The sequence below is a fragment of the Roseivivax sediminis genome (assembly GCF_900112685.1).
Classification (GTDB): Bacteria; Pseudomonadota; Alphaproteobacteria; order Rhodobacterales; family Rhodobacteraceae; genus Roseivivax; species Roseivivax sediminis.
In genome coordinates, this window is sequence record NZ_FOMS01000006.1 from 27,453 (window position 1) to 41,849 (window position 14,397).

Genomic DNA, 14,397 nt, shown 5'->3' on the forward strand with positions numbered 1-14,397 from the left:
CAGCGCCCGGGATCAGAGCTTGCCGGCGTAGATCTGCGCGAGGCGGGTGACGGCCTGTTCGGGGGGCAGTTCCTCGCTCTCGCCGGTGCGGCGGGAGGTGAGTTCCACCACGCCGTTCTTCAGGCCGCGCGGGCCGACGGTGATGCGCCAGGGCAGGCCGATCAGGTCCATCGTCGCGAATTTCGCGCCGGCGCGGTCGTCGGTGTCGTCGTAGAGCGGCGCGAGACCCGCCTCCGTCACCGCGTTGTAGATCTGTTCGCACGCCAAATCAGCGGCTTCGTCGCCGGTCTTCAGGTTGACGATGCCGACATGGAAGGGCGTCACGCCCTCCGGCCAGATGATGCCCTTGTCATCGTGGTTGGCCTCGATGATCGCGCCGAGCAGGCGGCTCACGCCGATCCCGTGGGAGCCCATGTGGACCGGAACGCGGTTGCCTTCGGGATCGACCACGGTGGCGCCCATGGGTTCCGAATACTTGGTGCCGAAATAGAAGATCTGACCGACCTCGATACCGCGGGCGTGGCGGCGGCGCTCTTCGGGCACGCGCTCTTCGAACACCGCTTCCTTGTGCGTGTCGTCGGTACGGGCGTAGCGCGAGGTGAATTCCTCCAGCACCGCCTGGCACTGGGCGCGGTCGTCGTAATCGATGGCGCGGTCGCCGAATTTCAGATCGGTGATCTCGCTGTCGTAGAACACCTCCGACTCGCCCGTCTCGGCCAGGACGAGGAATTCGTGGGTGTCGTCGCCGCCGATGGGGCCGGATTCCGCGCGCATCGGGATCGCCTGCAGGCCCATGCGTTCGTAGGTGCGCAGGTAACTGACAAGATGGCGGTTATAGGCGTGCATAGCATCGTCGTAGGTCAGGTCGAAATTGTAGCCGTCCTTCATCAGGAACTCGCGGCCGCGCATGACGCCGAAGCGCGGGCGCACCTCGTCGCGGAACTTCCACTGGATGTGGTAGAGCGTCATCGGCAAGTCGCGGTAGGACGACACGTGGGACCGGAAGATGTCGGTGATCATCTCCTCGTTCGTGGGGCCGAAGAGCATGTCGCGGTCGTGGCGGTCGCGCATGCGCAGCATCTCGGGGCCGTAGGCGTCGTAACGTCCCGACTCGCGCCACAGATCGGCCGATTGCAGCGTCGGCATCAGAAGAGGGATATGGCCTGCCTTCTGCTGTTCTTCGTGAACGATCTCTTCGATCCGCTTCAGCACGCGGTAGCCCAGCGGCAGCCAGGAATAGATGCCCGCGGATTGCTGCTTGATCATGCCCGCGCGCAGCATCAACCGGTGCGAGGCGATCTGCGCCTCCGAGGGCGTCTCCTTCAGGACGGGCAGGAAATAGCGGCTGAGGCGCATGGGGACTCCGGGGCGTCAAGGACTTGTCCGGGCCGATGTAGGCGAAAGATCCGGGCGAGTGCAATGGACCGGAGCGTACGGACCGTATGCGCGCGCCGCCGGTCCGTCGGTCTAATATACCGAACGCCGTCGCGCGCGCCCTGCCCGGCCGGATCGGACGCCATGACCGCCCGCCGCCCCGGGGCGCTGCGCCGAAGAACCGCGGCCCCGGTTGTTGCCGCGAGGCAGCCGTGCGAGGCCCCCGGACCCGCCTCGTGCCCTGAGCCCGCCATCAATTTTCCCGTCCGCGGCCACGCCCCGCATGGCAGCCGGTGCAAGGCTGACCTACAAGGGGGCAGGCGAAAGGATACGACACATGACCCTGCCCGTCCGCACGCAACTGAAATACTGGGGGATCGCGGCGATCGTCCTGACCGTCGTGCTATGGGTCATGGGTGACGTGCTCCTGCCTTTCATCCTCGGCGCCGCGATCGCCTATTTCCTCGACCCCCTGGCCGACAAGCTGGAGCGGCTGGGCGCCTCGCGGGCGATGGCGACGGCGATCATCACCATCTGCGCGATCCTGATCTTCATCGTCGCGGCGCTGCTGGTGATCCCGACGCTGGTGCAGCAGACCACGCAGTTGATCCAGACGGCGCCGGAGCTGTTCCGCAACCTCCAGGATTTCCTCGCGCAGCGCTTCCCGCAGGTGCTGGCCGAGGACAGCGTTTTCCGCGAGACGATGACATCGCTGGGAGAGACCATCCGTCAGAAGGGCGGCGAGCTGATCCAGACGGCGCTGACCTCGGCGGCGTCGCTGGTGTCGATCCTGCTGCTGTTCGTGATCGTGCCGGTGGTGGCGGTATACCTGCTTCTGGACTGGGACCGGATGGTGGCGCGGATCGACGAGCTGCTGCCGCGCGAACACGCGCCGACGATCCGGCAGCTGGCGCACGACATCGACGACACGCTCGCCGGGTTCATCCGCGGGATGGGCACGGTGTGCCTGATCCTCGGGGCCTACTACGCGCTGGCGCTGATGGCGGTGGGCCTGCAGTTCGGCCTCGTCGTCGGGGTGATCGCGGGTCTTCTGACCTTCATTCCCTATGTCGGCGCCATCGTCGGCGGGGCACTGGCCATCGGGCTCGCCTTCTTCCAGTTCTGGGGCGACTGGCTGTGGATCGCCGCTGTGGCGGCGATCTTCCAGATCGGCCAGGTGATCGAGGGCAATGTGCTCACGCCCAAGCTCGTGGGCGATTCGGTGGGGTTGCACCCGGTCTGGCTGCTGCTGGCGATGTCGGTCTTCGGCACGCTTTTCGGCTTTGTCGGGCTCCTGGTCGCGGTGCCGGTGGCCGCGGTGTTGGGCGTGGTCGCGCGGTTCCTGGTGGCGCAATACAAGAGCTCGCGGCTCTATCTCGGCGACACCGACACCACGCCGGGAGGCCACCGATGACAGGCCCTGAGCGCGAACAACTCGTCTTCGACCTGCCGGTCCGGCCGGCCTTCGGCCGCGAGGACTTCTTCGTCGCCGAGGCCAACGCGATGGCGGTGGCGCAAATCGACATGTGGCGTGCCTGGCCGGGATCGAAATTCTCGCTGGTCGGCCCGGCGGGCGCGGGCAAGACCCACCTTGCCCATGTCTGGCAGGAAGAAAGCGGGGGGCGTATCGTCGCGGCGACAGCCTTGGCGCAGGCGGAGATCCCCGATCTCGCCGACCGTCCGGTCTGCGTGGAGGATGTCGGCGCGATCGCCGGTGACGCGGACGGCGAGGCCGCGCTATTTCACCTGCACAACCTCGTCCTGGCCGAGGGGCACGCGCTTCTGATGACGGCGCATGTGCCGCCGGCTCAGCTCGGTCTTCAGCTTCCGGACCTGGCGAGCCGGCTGATGGGCACGCAGTTCGTGCGGCTCTCGGCACCGGACGACGCGCTGCTGGGCGCGGTGATGGCGAAGCTGTTCCACGACCGGCAGCTCGATCCCGCGCCGCAGGTGATCCCCTACCTCGTGCGGCGGATGCCGCGGTCTTTCGCATCCGCGCGGCGACTCGTCGGGGAAATCGACCGTCAGGCCCTGTCCCGCCGATCCCGCGTGACGCTGCCGCTTGCGCGTGAGACACTGTCACGCCTCGAGCCGGAGACCGACGATGACTGACCCCAAGACCGCACAGAGTCACGAAACTGTCACGGCAGGCGCGGATACAGCGGGCATGACCCAGGCTGATTTTCTCAAGGCGCCCCTGCCCGATCCGGTCGAGATGCCCGACATCGACCCGACCGGCCCCGGCCGCTTCATCAACCGCGAACTAAGCTGGCTCGGCTTCAACTGGCGCGTCCTCGAAGAGGCGGAGAACCCGCGGGTGCCGCTGCTCGAACGGGTGCGGTTCCTGTCGATTTCGGCGTCGAACCTCGACGAGTTCTACACCGTGCGCGTCGCCGGCCTGCGCGAGCTGACCCAGGCGGGCAACACCACGCCGGCGGCCGATGGGTTGACCCCGGCGCAGCAACTGTCGCAGATCGACGCCGTCGCGCGAGAGCTGATGGCCGCGCAGCAGCGCGTCCTGGGCGAGCTGCGGACGGAAATGGATGCAAAAGGCATCCACATCGTCGGGCGGCCGGACCTGACCGATGCCGACCGCGCGCATCTGCGCGAGGTCTTTCTCGACCAGGTGTTCCCGATCCTGTCACCGCTTGCGATCGACCCCGCGCACCCGTTCCCGTTCATCGCCAATCTCGGCTACTGCCTCGCGCTGCAGCTGGAAAAGCCGCGCGGCAAAGAGGGCGGTCTGCAGGCGCTTCTGCCGATTCCGCAGCAGATCGACCGCTTCGTGGCGCTGCCGGCAGAACCCGGGGAGCATCGGTTCATCCTGCTGGAGGAATTGCTGCTTCTGCATCTCGACGCGCTCTTTCCCGGCTACACCGCGTCGGACCATTTCGGCTTCCGGGTTCTGCGCGACAGCGACCTCGAACTTGAAGAAGAGGCCGAGGATCTCGTGCGGGAATTCGAGGTCGCCCTGAAGCGCCGCCGCCGCGGCGAGGTGGTGCGGCTGACGATCTCGGCCGGGGCGCCGGAGAAGCTCAAGGGCATCGTGATGCGCGAGCTGCACGTGCGCGGCGACGAGATCGTGGAGCTCGACGGCATGGTCGGCGTCGTCGACACCAAGGAGCTGGTGCTGGACGCACGGCCGGACCTTCTGTGGCCGTCCTACACGCCGCGGGTGCCCGAACGGGTGCAGGACCATGACGGCGACATGTTCGCGGCGATCCGCCAGAAGGACATGCTGCTGCACCATCCCTACGAGACCTTCGACATGGTCATCCGCTTCCTGCGGCAGGCGGCGATGGATCCCGACGTGGTGGCGATCAAGAACACGCTTTATCGCACGTCGCGCAACTCTCCGATCGTGGAGGCGCTGTGCGAGGCGGCCGAGGATGGCAAGTCGGTGACCGCGCTGGTGGAACTGAAGGCGCGCTTCGACGAGGCCGCGAACATCCGCCAGTCGCGGCGGCTGGAGCGCGCGGGGGCGCATGTCGTGTACGGCTTCCTGGAATGGAAGACGCACGCCAAGATCGCCCAGGTGGTGCGCCGCGAGGGCAACCGGCTGGTGACCTATTCGCATTGGGGGACGGGCAACTACCACCCGATCACCGCGAAGATCTACACCGACCTGTCGCTGTTCACCTGCGACGCGGCGCTGGGGCGCGATGCGGCCAAGGTGTTCAACTACCTGTCGGGCTACGCCTATCCCGAGGGGCTGGAGAACATCGCGATCTCGCCCCACACGCTGAAATCCTCGCTGCTCGAGATGCTCGAAAAGGAGATCGAGCACGCCCGCGCCGGCCGGCCGGCGCAGGCTTGGGTGAAGATGAATTCGCTGATCGAGCCCGACATCATCGACGCGCTCTACCGCGCGGGACAGGCGGGCGTGAAGATCGACCTGGTGATCCGCGGCATCTGCGGCATTCGGCCCGGCGTGACAGGCCTGTCTGAGAACATCCGGGTGAAGTCCATCGTCGGGCGATTCCTGGAACACAGCCGCATCATCTGTTTCGGCAACGGCCACGGGCTGCCGCATCCCAAGGCGCGGGTGTTCATGTCCTCGGCCGACTGGATGGGGCGCAACCTCAACCGCCGGATCGAGCACCTGGTCGAGATCCGGAACGACACGGTGAAGGCGCAGATCGTCAGCCAGATCATGGCGGCGAACCTCGCCGACGTAGCGCAGAGCTGGGTTATGCAGCCCGACGGTCATTTCGTGCGGGAGCCGGTGCCGGAGGGCGAGTTCGCCTTCAACTGCCACCGTTTCTTCATGGAGAACCCGTCGCTGTCGGGCCGCGGCTCGGCCGGCGCGGCGGACGTGCCGGTGCTGACACACGGCCGGGACGACTGAGCGCGAGTGAAGCCGGGCCATAGAGGGCATCGTCCGAACAATGTCGCCCGTTTCCGGCCTTCCGACCATGGTTCTGGGCCCCGCCAACCCCCTGCTGACGCAAGGGCGCCGGCCCAAGGGAACTTGACGCCCCGCAAGCCGCTTGTCAGACACCGCGTCGTGGCACGTCACCCGAGGGACACCGACACCATGGATGCCGAGGCGGAACACGCCGATTGGGGCCCGTTCGGGCGACCGCTCTTTGCCGACCAGGACGCGCGCGCTCTGTCGCGCGTCGGTGTCGTCGACATCGGATCGAACTCGGTCCGGCTGGTGGTGTTCGACGGGGCCGCCCGCTCACCTGCCTATTTCTACAACGAGAAGATCATGTGCGGCCTGGGCGCCGGCATGTCCGAGACCGGACGCCTGAACCCCGAGGGACGCGCCCGCGCGCTGGCCGCGCTGCGCCGTTTCGCGCTTCTGTCCGAGGGCATGAACGCGCCGCTGACGCTGGTCGCCACCGCCGCTGTGCGCGATGCCGAGGACGGGCCGGACTTCCGCGCCGAGGTCAACGAGGAGACCGGGCTGACGATCTGGGTGATCGACGGCGAGGAGGAAGCGCGCCTGTCGGCACAGGGCGTACTGCTGGGCTGGCCGGGCAGCTACGGCCTGGTCTGCGATATCGGCGGCTCCTCGATGGAACTGGCGGAAATCTCGGGCGGCAGCGTGGGCCGGCGGGTGAGCTCGCCCCTCGGGCCGCTCAAGCTGCGAGATATGGACGGCGGCAAGAAGGCGCGCGAGAAACACATCAAGGAAGTGATGTCCGAACTTGCCAACACGATGGGCACGCAGCGCGACCGGCTTTTCCTCGTGGGCGGGTCGTGGCGGGCGATCGCGCGGATCGACATGGAGCGGCGCGGCTACCCGCTGCACGTGCTGCATGAATACCGCATGGATGCCGACGCCGTCGCCGATACCGCGAAATACATCGAGAAGGCCGACATGGAGGAGCTGCGCGGGCGCTGCGGGCTGTCTTCCTCGCGCGCGGCGCTGGTGCCTTACGCCTCCGAGGTGCTTAGGCGGCTGGTCAGCCAGTTCACCCCGGCCGACATCGCGATCTCGAGCTATGGCATCCGCGAGGGTCTTCTCTACGAGCAGATGCCGCAGCGGCTGCGCGACCGCGATCCCCTGATCGAATCGTGCTATTTCGCGGAGGCCAAGGACGCCCGCCTGCCCGGCTTCGGCCGGCGGCTCTTCGACTTCGTGCGCCCGCTCTTTCCCGATGCCGGGCCGGCGCGAATGCGGCTGGTGAAGGCCGCCTGCCTGCTGCACGACGTGAGCTGGCGCGCCCATCCAGACTACCGCGCCGAGACCTGTTTCGACAACGCCACGCGCGCCAATCTCGGCGGGCTGAAACATTCCGAGCGGGTGTTCCTGGGGCTCGCATTGCTGCACCGCTACCGCAACAAGCGTGAAGGCTCGCGGTTCGAGCATCTCGGCACGCTTCTGGACGCAGACGAAACCCGTGGGGCGGAGATCCTCGGAAAGGCACTGCGATTCGGCGCCATGCTGTGGATGTCGGAGGAAAGCACCTCGGGTGCGCGGCTGAAATGGGATCCCCTTGCGCGGATATTACGGCTGGAACTGACCGAGGGCGCGGCGGCGCTTTTCGGAGAGGTCGCGGAAGCGCGGTTCAAGTCGCTGGCAGGCTCTCTAGACGCCGAGACGGAGGTCCGGGTCGGGTAGCCTGTGGGGTGGACAATCTGCCCATCGGGCCCGCCACACGCGTCAGATGTCGACGTCATCCGAGGGATCTGCGAGCGGCGGACGGTCCGCCTTGCGGCGCATGATGATGTCGCCGTTGTCCAGGATCTCGGGCGGATGATAGGCGGACCAGTCCTCCACCCTCTCCAGCACGCCGCGCAGCGCCGGCCCCATCTCCGAGACGAAATCCTGCAATTCAGGGCCAAGATCTTCGGCCAGCGCGCGCAGATCGCGCAAAGCCGGCTCCATCTCGTCCATCATGCCGCGAAAGAACAACTGCGCCCCCCGCTCCATCAGCGAAAAGCCGCGGCCCTCGTCGTCTTCCACGGCGTCCTGCGACATAGCGGGGGCGGCCAGAAGCGAGAGCGCAAGCGGGATGGCGATCAGATGGCGCATGTCTCACAAATAGGGGCGTCCGGCGCCGCTGCAATGGCGCGCACGTCTTCAGGCGGCGTGGCGATCGGCAATCTCTTCCCATGCGCGATTGATCGCCACGAGTCGTTTTTCCGACATCTTGACCGCCTCGGCGGGCAGGCCGCGCGCCACCATCCTGTCCGGATGGCTGTCGCGCACCAGCCCGCGCCAGACCCGGCGAATCTCTTCCAGAGACATCGAGGGATCGACACCGAGCACAGTATAGGGATCCGGTTCGGCATCCGGCACGTACCGCGCGCGCAGCGCCTGGAAGCGCATGTCGTCTATGCCGAAGATCTCGGCCACCTTCGACAGGAACCTGTCCTCGGCCGGGTGGTAGCTGTCATCGGCAAGCGCAATGTGAAACAGCCCCTCCATCAGGTCGCAGAGAGTGCCGGTGTCCTCACCGAACATGTCCTTGATGCGGCGGGCGTATTCCTCGTAGCCCGCCACGTCCTGCCGGGCGAGGTTGAAGACCCGCGCGGCACCGGCCTCGTCCTCCGGCGCGATGTGGAACACCTCGCGGAAGGCCGTAACCTCGGCGCGGGTGACGAGCCCGTCCGCCTTGGCCATCTTCGCCGAGAGCGCGATGACCGCGATGGCAAAGGCCACCGACCGTTCGCGCGGTCCGCGCAAACGGTCGAAGACCGCGGCGAGGCTCTCGCCGTTGGCGAGGGCTGAGAGCGCCTCGATGATGCGGGTCCAGATCGACATGTCGCGAGTGTAGGGCAGCGTGACGGGGATGTCAGGCGCTGCCGTGCAGCATTTTCTGCATCAGCACCAGATCTATCCAGCGGTCGAACTTGTGCCCCGCCTGTGCCACGCGCCCCACCTCGGTGAAATCCAGCGCTGCGTGGAAGTGCAGCCCGCCTTCGTTCTCCGCGCTGATCGCGGCGACGAGCGACCGGCCGCCCGCCGCGATGGCATGGGCTTCGAGGGCCGTCATCAGCGCCCGGCCGAGCCCGGCTCCGCGCGCGCCGGACGCCAGCACGACGGTATGTTCCAAGGTGCGCGCGTAGCCCGCGCCGCCGCGAAACGGGGTGTAATTGCAAAAGCCCGCGACCGCGCCGCCCTGTTCGACGACGAAATAGGCGCCGCGGCTGGCGGCAATGGAGTCCCGTATCTGCGACGGTGCGCGCGGGTCCGCCGCGAAGGTGATCGTTGTCCCGGTGATGATCGGGTTGATGATGGCGGCGATGGCGGCCGCATCGCTGGCGGTGGCCGGGCGGACGGTCATTGCAGGATCCGGCGCCGCCCCTGCCGGACGAGGTCCGCGCGCAGCCCCGGCACCGGGTCGGCCGCGAAGCGCACCGGCGCCGCGCCCAGGCGCGGCGCCAGCAGCGCCGATAGCGCCTCGGCCTCCGGGTGCATCACGACGAGCCCGTCGACGCGCCAGCCGGTCGAATCGAGTGCCGCGCCGGCGGGCACCGGGCTTCGCCATTCGATCAGGGCGGGAAAGACTCCGTCGAAGGGCAACTCGCCGTCCTCGGGCACCGCCATCACCCATTCGAGCGCGCCGCGCCGCATCTCCACCGGGCGGCCGGCCATTGGCAGATCCGAGAGCGCCGACGCCAGGTCGGGCACCCGCACCACCCACTTGTCGAGCCGCGCGGGCCCCGCGAACCGGTCGAGTCCGAACCAGCGCGGCTCTCGCGGCGGCTCGGCCGCCGGATCCACGGCGATCGCTTCGACATACAGATCCTCGTCGAGCCCCGCGACACGGTTATGGGTGCCGTAACGTGCATGCTTGCCGCCGGGGGCGAGCGGCAGACCGAGCGCCGCTTCGGCGTGCGAGGCCGCCTCTTCGAGGGTCTCGGCAGCGACCACGAGATGGTCGAGCATCAGCATGTCCGGTCTTGCAGCGTCTTCCGAATGGCCATTCCTATTCATTGCGTCCGACGAGGCGTGGATGCACGCGAAAAATTGAGGGGTCTGCGCAATTTGGCCGGCAGGCCCCGGCGCTGACCGGCCCGCGGAGGCATCATGCGCGGCCGCGGTCATGCGCGCGTACGCACGTCCCCACACTTATTTAATCTTTGCGTGCCACAACAAAGCTGTCCGGATCACATGTCCTCTTCGGGTCCGGGCAGACTTCCTCCCTGTCAGACTGGCCGCGTCTCCGGACGCGGCCTTTTTTTTTGATCTGTGGCATCGTCGGCACGATTTTGCCTGTTGACCGAGTGAAACCGCCATCGTAGCGTCCCGAGCAATGACAAAGTCGGCCGGTCCGGCAGGGAGAAAGCAGATCCGCAAAGGGTCCGCACGAAGGGAAAAAGGAGCCTCCTGGAGGCTCCTTTTTTGTGGTCTGTGTCGGGGCTTTGCCAGCCTGACAGGCCCGCTTCACTTTCCCCGGGCGCGCGTGCTATGCGGCGCGGGATCGATGTGACGGACACCGCTCGGAGGAGCCTATGACGATCAGACTCACGCACCTTTCGCTCATTGCCGCGCTGATGGCGGCAGGGCCCGCGCTGGCGCAGGACGACACGGCAGATGCGCCCGCCGAGGGCGCAGCCGAAGCACCTGCGGACGACGCGGCGCCGACTGAGGGCGGCGAGGACGCGCCCGGCCCCAACCCCGATGCCGACATGGGCTTGCAGGGCATGCAGCAATCCCAGCCCGAAGCGTTCGTCAAGGCCGAGAACGAGGACTGGCAGGTGCAGTGCATCCGCTTTCCCGACGGCACCGAAGCCCAGTGCCAGATGTTCCAGCTGCTGACCGCCAACGACGATCAGCCGCTGGCCGAGGCATACCTGTTCAAGCCGCCGCAGGGATCGCAATTCGCCGCCGGGCTCAACATCGTCGTGCCGCTCCGCACGCTGCTGACGCAGCCGCTGGAAATCTCCATCGATGGCGGTGCGCCGCAGCAGATCCCCTACATGATGTGTTCGGGCGAGGGCTGCGTGGCGCGCGCCGGGATCGCGGCGGCGCAGCTCAACCAGTTCAAGGCCGGAGCCGAGGCGCGCGTGACGATCGTGCCCGCGGACGCACCGGACCAGCAGGTCTCGACGACGATGTCCCTGGCCGGCTTCACCGACAGCTTTGACACGCTGGAACCGGCGGAGCTGCCGACCCAGCCGGGCCAGGGCGCGGCGCAGCAGTAAGCGCACCAGCGTACCGACCTTCTGCAGATCGCGCCGCTTCGGGGGCGCGATCTTTTTTTGGCGGATTCGGCCGGTGCCCGGACCGAAAGATGGACAGGCGCGGCGCCAAGGCCGACAGGACAACGCTTTACGCGTCGTCTCGAAGTCCCGCCAGCACGGCGTCCGCCGCGCGGCGGCCCTGCGGCGGGCCGTCACGACCCAGGCGCTGCATCGTCAGCTCCATTGCGCGGGCCTGGTCGCTGGGGTTGTCCAGCACGTCCAGAAGTGCCGGTGCGATCCGCTCGGGGCGGCAGGCGCGGCCGATGAATTCCGGCACCGCGCGGGTCTCCGACACAAGGTTGACCAGCGTGACCGTGTCGGTGCGCAGCATCCGGCCGATCACCACGCGTGACAGCCAGTTCATGTCGTAGGCCACCACCATCGGCGTCGCCGCCGCCGCGAGCTCCAGCGATACCGTGCCCGAGGCGGCCAGCGCGACGTCCGCGGCGGCGAAGGCTGCGCGCTTCTGCGCCGGGCCTTCGGCCCCGAGGTCGCGCGGATCGAGCACCAGCGGCCGCCCGGGCCAGTCGGCCGCCGCCGCCTGAACCGCGCCGGCCACGGCGGGCGCCGCCGGCACCACGAAACGCAGGTCGGGCCGCGCGGCATGCACCCGCTCCAGCACCTTGCCGAAAACCGGCGCGAGGCGCGATACCTCGGACCGGCGGGATCCGGGCAGGACCAGAGCCATCGGCGCCTCCCCCAGGCCGGCGGTCAGCCGGAAGCGGGCCACGTCCGCCGCGCCTGCGACCGGCTCGCTCACCACCGGGTGGCCGACGAAATCGCAAGCGATGCCGGCGGCCTGCATGTAGGGCGGCTCGAACGGGAGGAGGGCGAGGACCTGGTCGACATGCGGCGCCATCTTCTCGGCCCGGCCCGGGCGCCAGGCCCAGACCGTGGGCGCGACGTAGTGGACGCAGCGCAGATGCGGCGCGCGGGCCTTCACAAGCTCCAGCACGCGCAGGGAAAATTCCGGCAGATCGACGGTGATGATGACATCCGGCGCGGCGGCGATGGCGGCCTCGGCGGTCTGCCGGATGCGGCGCTTGAGCGACCGGTATTCCTTGAGGATCTCGACGATCCCCATGATGGAAATCTCGTCCATCGGGAAGATCGAGTGCAGCCCCTCCTCCGCCATCATCGGCCCGCCGATGCCGGAAAAGCGCGCCGCGCCGCCCGTCGCTTCGGTCAGGCCGGCCATCAGCGCGGCGCCGAGCCGGTCGCCCGACGGCTCCCCGGCGGTGATGAAGACGCGCATCAGGTCGACCTTTCGCGAACCCAGAGCCAGAGCCCCGCCGCGTCGAGCCGGCGGATCACCTCGTCCCGTTCGAGGACGATCACGCCTCCGGCCTCGATCACGATGCCGCGCAGGCCAGCGGCGACAGCGCCGGCGGCGGTCTCGGGTCCGATCGTGGGCAGATCGACGCGGCGATCCTGCCCCGGTTTGGGCGCCTTGTAGAGCACCGCGCCCGCCGCATTGGGCCCCAAGCCGCGCAGGAGCGCGTCGGTCCCGGCCTCGCTTTCCCGCGCGACGATGGTGTCGCCACGGATCACCGCCGCCTGGCCGAGATCGGCGCGGCCCATTTCCTCGATCACCCTGTCACCCTTGCGCGCCTCCGTTTCGGCGGCGGCGGGTGCGGCGGCCGTCGGCACCCCCGGATCGGGCAGGAGCGTCGGTGCCGCCTCGTGCGCGGCGACGATGCGGAAGCCCTGCGCCTCGAACATCGCGATGGCGCCGCGCAGCGCGCCATCGTCGCCGCGCCCGAGCGCACGCAGGAGCCGCGGTACCATCGCCAGCGTCGCCCAGTCGAAGGCCAGGGGGCGGATCTCGGGCCGGTCGACGCCGCCGCAGAGGCACACCCGATCGACCCCGCGCCGACGCAGATCGCGCATCAGACTGCCGAGCCGTTCGAGCCGGAAGGTCAGGTCGGACGCCAGCCCCTCGGGCGCGTGGCCCTGGAGCGAGCAGACCAGCGGCGGCGTCTCCTGCGCCTCGGCGACGGCACGCGGCAGCCGCCCCCGCCCGGTGATGAGAGCCAGCACCCCTGCCCCCTCAGCCCGGCGTCAGGAAATGCCGGTCGGTGTCGGCGAGGACGAAATTCACGATCTCGCGGACATAATCGCTTTGCGTTTCGTCCCCGAGGCGGCGGGCGCGTTCGGAGAAGGCGCCCTCGCCCTGCGCGAGCATCTGGAAGGCGGCGCGCAGCGCGGTGATGTCGGACCGCGCCACGCCGCGGCGCTTCAGCCCGACGAGGTTGAGCCCGTCGAGCCGCCCGCGCGGCGCCTGGACCAGACCGTGCGGGATCACGTCGTTGGTCACCATGGTGACCGCCCCGATGATCGCGCCGCGGCCGACGCGCACCCATTGGTGCACGCCCGAGAGCCCGCCGATGATCACCTCGTCCTCGAGCACGCAATGTCCGGCAAGCGCCGAGTTGTTCACCAGGATCACGTTGTTGCCGACCTGTGCATCATGCGCGACGTGACAGCCGGCCATGAAGAGCCCGTCGTCGCCGACCCGGGTGACGCCGCCGCCGCCCTCGGTGCCGCAATTCATGGTGACGTGTTCGCGGATACGGTTGCGCTTGCCGATCACCAGGCGCGTCTTCTCGCCCCGGAACTTGAGGTCCTGCGGCACCTCGCCGATCACCGCGAAGGGAAAGATCGTCGTGCCCTCGCCCACCTCGGTCTCGCCGGTGACGACGACGTGGCTTTTCAGGACGCAATCGGGGCCGAGCGTGACCTCCGGGCCGATATGGCAGAACGGGCCGATCTCGCAGCCCGGGCCGATCGTCGCGCCCGGTTCCACCACGGCGCTGGGGTGAATGACCGGGTCGCTCAAGACGTCAGGTCCATCATCGCAGTGAACTCGGCCTCGCAGGCCATGTCGCCGTCCACCTCGGCGTGGCCGCGGAACCTCCAGACCTTGCCGCCGGGCTTCCCGCGCAGCGTCTCGAGCGTCATTTGCAGCACGTCGCCCGGCACGACCTTGCGGCGGAACTTGCAGTTGTCGATGCCCATGAAGTAGATCAGCATGTTGCGATCGGCGAGCTCCATCGTCACACCGACCATGACCGCGGCGGTCTGGGCCATCGCCTCCACGATGGTCACGCCCGGCATGATCGGGGTGCCGGGGAAGTGGCCCTGGAAATGCGGCTCGTTCATGGAGACGTTCTTGATCCCGACCGCGCGCTGCGTGCCGTCGATCTCCTCCACCCGGTCGACGAGCAGGAACGGGTAGCGGTGCGGCAGGATCCGCTGGATCAGCTGGATGTCGGCGCGGGCGAGCGTGTCTGTCATATCCTGTCCTTCGGGCGCTTTTTGCGGCAAAGCCCTAGCAACGCACGCGCGAGGCGGCAAGCCGGGCCTCGTTCGTCGCAG

The 14,397-nt window shown here is 68.3% G+C and carries 14 protein-coding genes; 5 read left to right on the plus strand and 9 right to left on the minus strand.

Features of this window, described 5'->3' with window-relative positions; all coding sequences use genetic code 11:
- Positions 1 to 12: 12 nt before the first annotated feature.
- Positions 13 to 1,356: a proline--tRNA ligase gene (gene proS, locus F3H57_RS10490; protein WP_149755872.1), complete on the minus strand. Its 1,344-nt coding sequence runs from the start codon at positions 1,354 to 1,356 to the stop codon at positions 13 to 15.
- 355 nt (positions 1,357 to 1,711) lie between these two features.
- On the opposite strand from proS, the gene F3H57_RS10495 reads away from it, so the two are divergent.
- The 4 genes from F3H57_RS10495 (at position 1,712) to F3H57_RS10510 (ending at position 7,447) form a co-directional block, all read left to right on the plus strand.
- The gene (locus tag F3H57_RS10495; protein ID WP_149755873.1) at positions 1,712 to 2,788 is read left to right on the plus strand and encodes an AI-2E family transporter; all 1,077 of its coding nucleotides are present in this window, start codon (positions 1,712 to 1,714) and stop codon (positions 2,786 to 2,788) included.
- Positions 2,785 to 3,486 (plus strand): P-loop NTPase family protein, encoded by a 702-nt coding sequence (locus F3H57_RS10500; RefSeq protein ID WP_149755874.1) that lies wholly within the window; start codon positions 2,785 to 2,787, stop codon positions 3,484 to 3,486. The genes F3H57_RS10495 and F3H57_RS10500 overlap by 4 nt, the downstream gene beginning before the upstream one ends.
- Positions 3,487 to 3,541: 55 nt before the next feature.
- A complete protein-coding gene (locus tag F3H57_RS10505) occupies positions 3,542 to 5,722 on the plus strand; it encodes an RNA degradosome polyphosphate kinase (protein WP_149755875.1) in 2,181 nt (726 codons plus the stop codon).
- 189 nt (positions 5,723 to 5,911) lie between these two features.
- Positions 5,912 to 7,447: a Ppx/GppA family phosphatase gene (locus F3H57_RS10510; protein ID WP_149755876.1), complete on the plus strand. Its 1,536-nt coding sequence runs from the start codon at positions 5,912 to 5,914 to the stop codon at positions 7,445 to 7,447.
- Between the two features lie 42 nt (positions 7,448 to 7,489).
- Here F3H57_RS10510 and F3H57_RS10515 read toward each other — a convergent pair whose 3' ends face one another.
- Genes F3H57_RS10515 through F3H57_RS10530 form a run of 4 tightly spaced genes read right to left on the minus strand, consistent with a single transcriptional unit; the run spans position 7,490 to position 9,721 of the window.
- The gene (locus F3H57_RS10515) at positions 7,490 to 7,861 is read right to left on the minus strand and encodes a hypothetical protein (protein WP_149755877.1); all 372 of its coding nucleotides are present in this window, start codon (positions 7,859 to 7,861) and stop codon (positions 7,490 to 7,492) included.
- A gap of 48 nt (positions 7,862 to 7,909) precedes the next feature.
- Positions 7,910 to 8,593 (minus strand): molecular chaperone DjiA, encoded by a 684-nt coding sequence (locus F3H57_RS10520; RefSeq protein ID WP_149755878.1) that lies wholly within the window; start codon positions 8,591 to 8,593, stop codon positions 7,910 to 7,912.
- Between the two features lie 31 nt (positions 8,594 to 8,624).
- A complete protein-coding gene (locus F3H57_RS10525; protein ID WP_149755879.1) occupies positions 8,625 to 9,116 on the minus strand; it encodes a GNAT family N-acetyltransferase in 492 nt (163 codons plus the stop codon).
- Complete coding sequence (locus F3H57_RS10530; RefSeq protein WP_316633042.1) at positions 9,113 to 9,721, minus strand: VOC family protein; 609 nt, start codon at positions 9,719 to 9,721, stop codon at positions 9,113 to 9,115. The genes F3H57_RS10525 and F3H57_RS10530 overlap by 4 nt, the downstream gene beginning before the upstream one ends.
- A gap of 566 nt (positions 9,722 to 10,287) precedes the next feature.
- Between F3H57_RS10530 and F3H57_RS10535 the strand changes: the two genes are divergently transcribed.
- Positions 10,288 to 10,980: an invasion associated locus B family protein gene (locus F3H57_RS10535; protein ID WP_149755881.1), complete on the plus strand. Its 693-nt coding sequence runs from the start codon at positions 10,288 to 10,290 to the stop codon at positions 10,978 to 10,980.
- Positions 10,981 to 11,107: 127 nt separating this feature from the next.
- Here the strand turns inward: F3H57_RS10535 and lpxB are convergent, their stop codons facing one another.
- From lpxB to fabZ, 4 genes are read right to left on the minus strand one after another with little or no spacing between them, the layout of a single operon-like run.
- Positions 11,108 to 12,274, minus strand: coding sequence for a lipid-A-disaccharide synthase (gene lpxB / locus F3H57_RS10540; protein ID WP_149755882.1), 1,167 nt, complete (start codon positions 12,272 to 12,274; stop codon positions 11,108 to 11,110).
- A complete protein-coding gene (locus tag F3H57_RS10545) occupies positions 12,274 to 13,059 on the minus strand; it encodes an LpxI family protein (RefSeq protein ID WP_149755883.1) in 786 nt (261 codons plus the stop codon). Before F3H57_RS10545 ends, lpxB begins: the two co-directional genes overlap by 1 nt.
- Positions 13,060 to 13,069: 10 nt before the next feature.
- Positions 13,070 to 13,858, minus strand: coding sequence for an acyl-ACP--UDP-N-acetylglucosamine O-acyltransferase (gene lpxA / locus F3H57_RS10550; RefSeq protein ID WP_149755884.1), 789 nt, complete (start codon positions 13,856 to 13,858; stop codon positions 13,070 to 13,072).
- Complete coding sequence (gene fabZ, locus F3H57_RS10555; protein WP_149755885.1) at positions 13,855 to 14,316, minus strand: 3-hydroxyacyl-ACP dehydratase FabZ; 462 nt, start codon at positions 14,314 to 14,316, stop codon at positions 13,855 to 13,857. Before fabZ ends, lpxA begins: the two co-directional genes overlap by 4 nt.
- Positions 14,317 to 14,397: the final 81 nt, after the last annotated feature.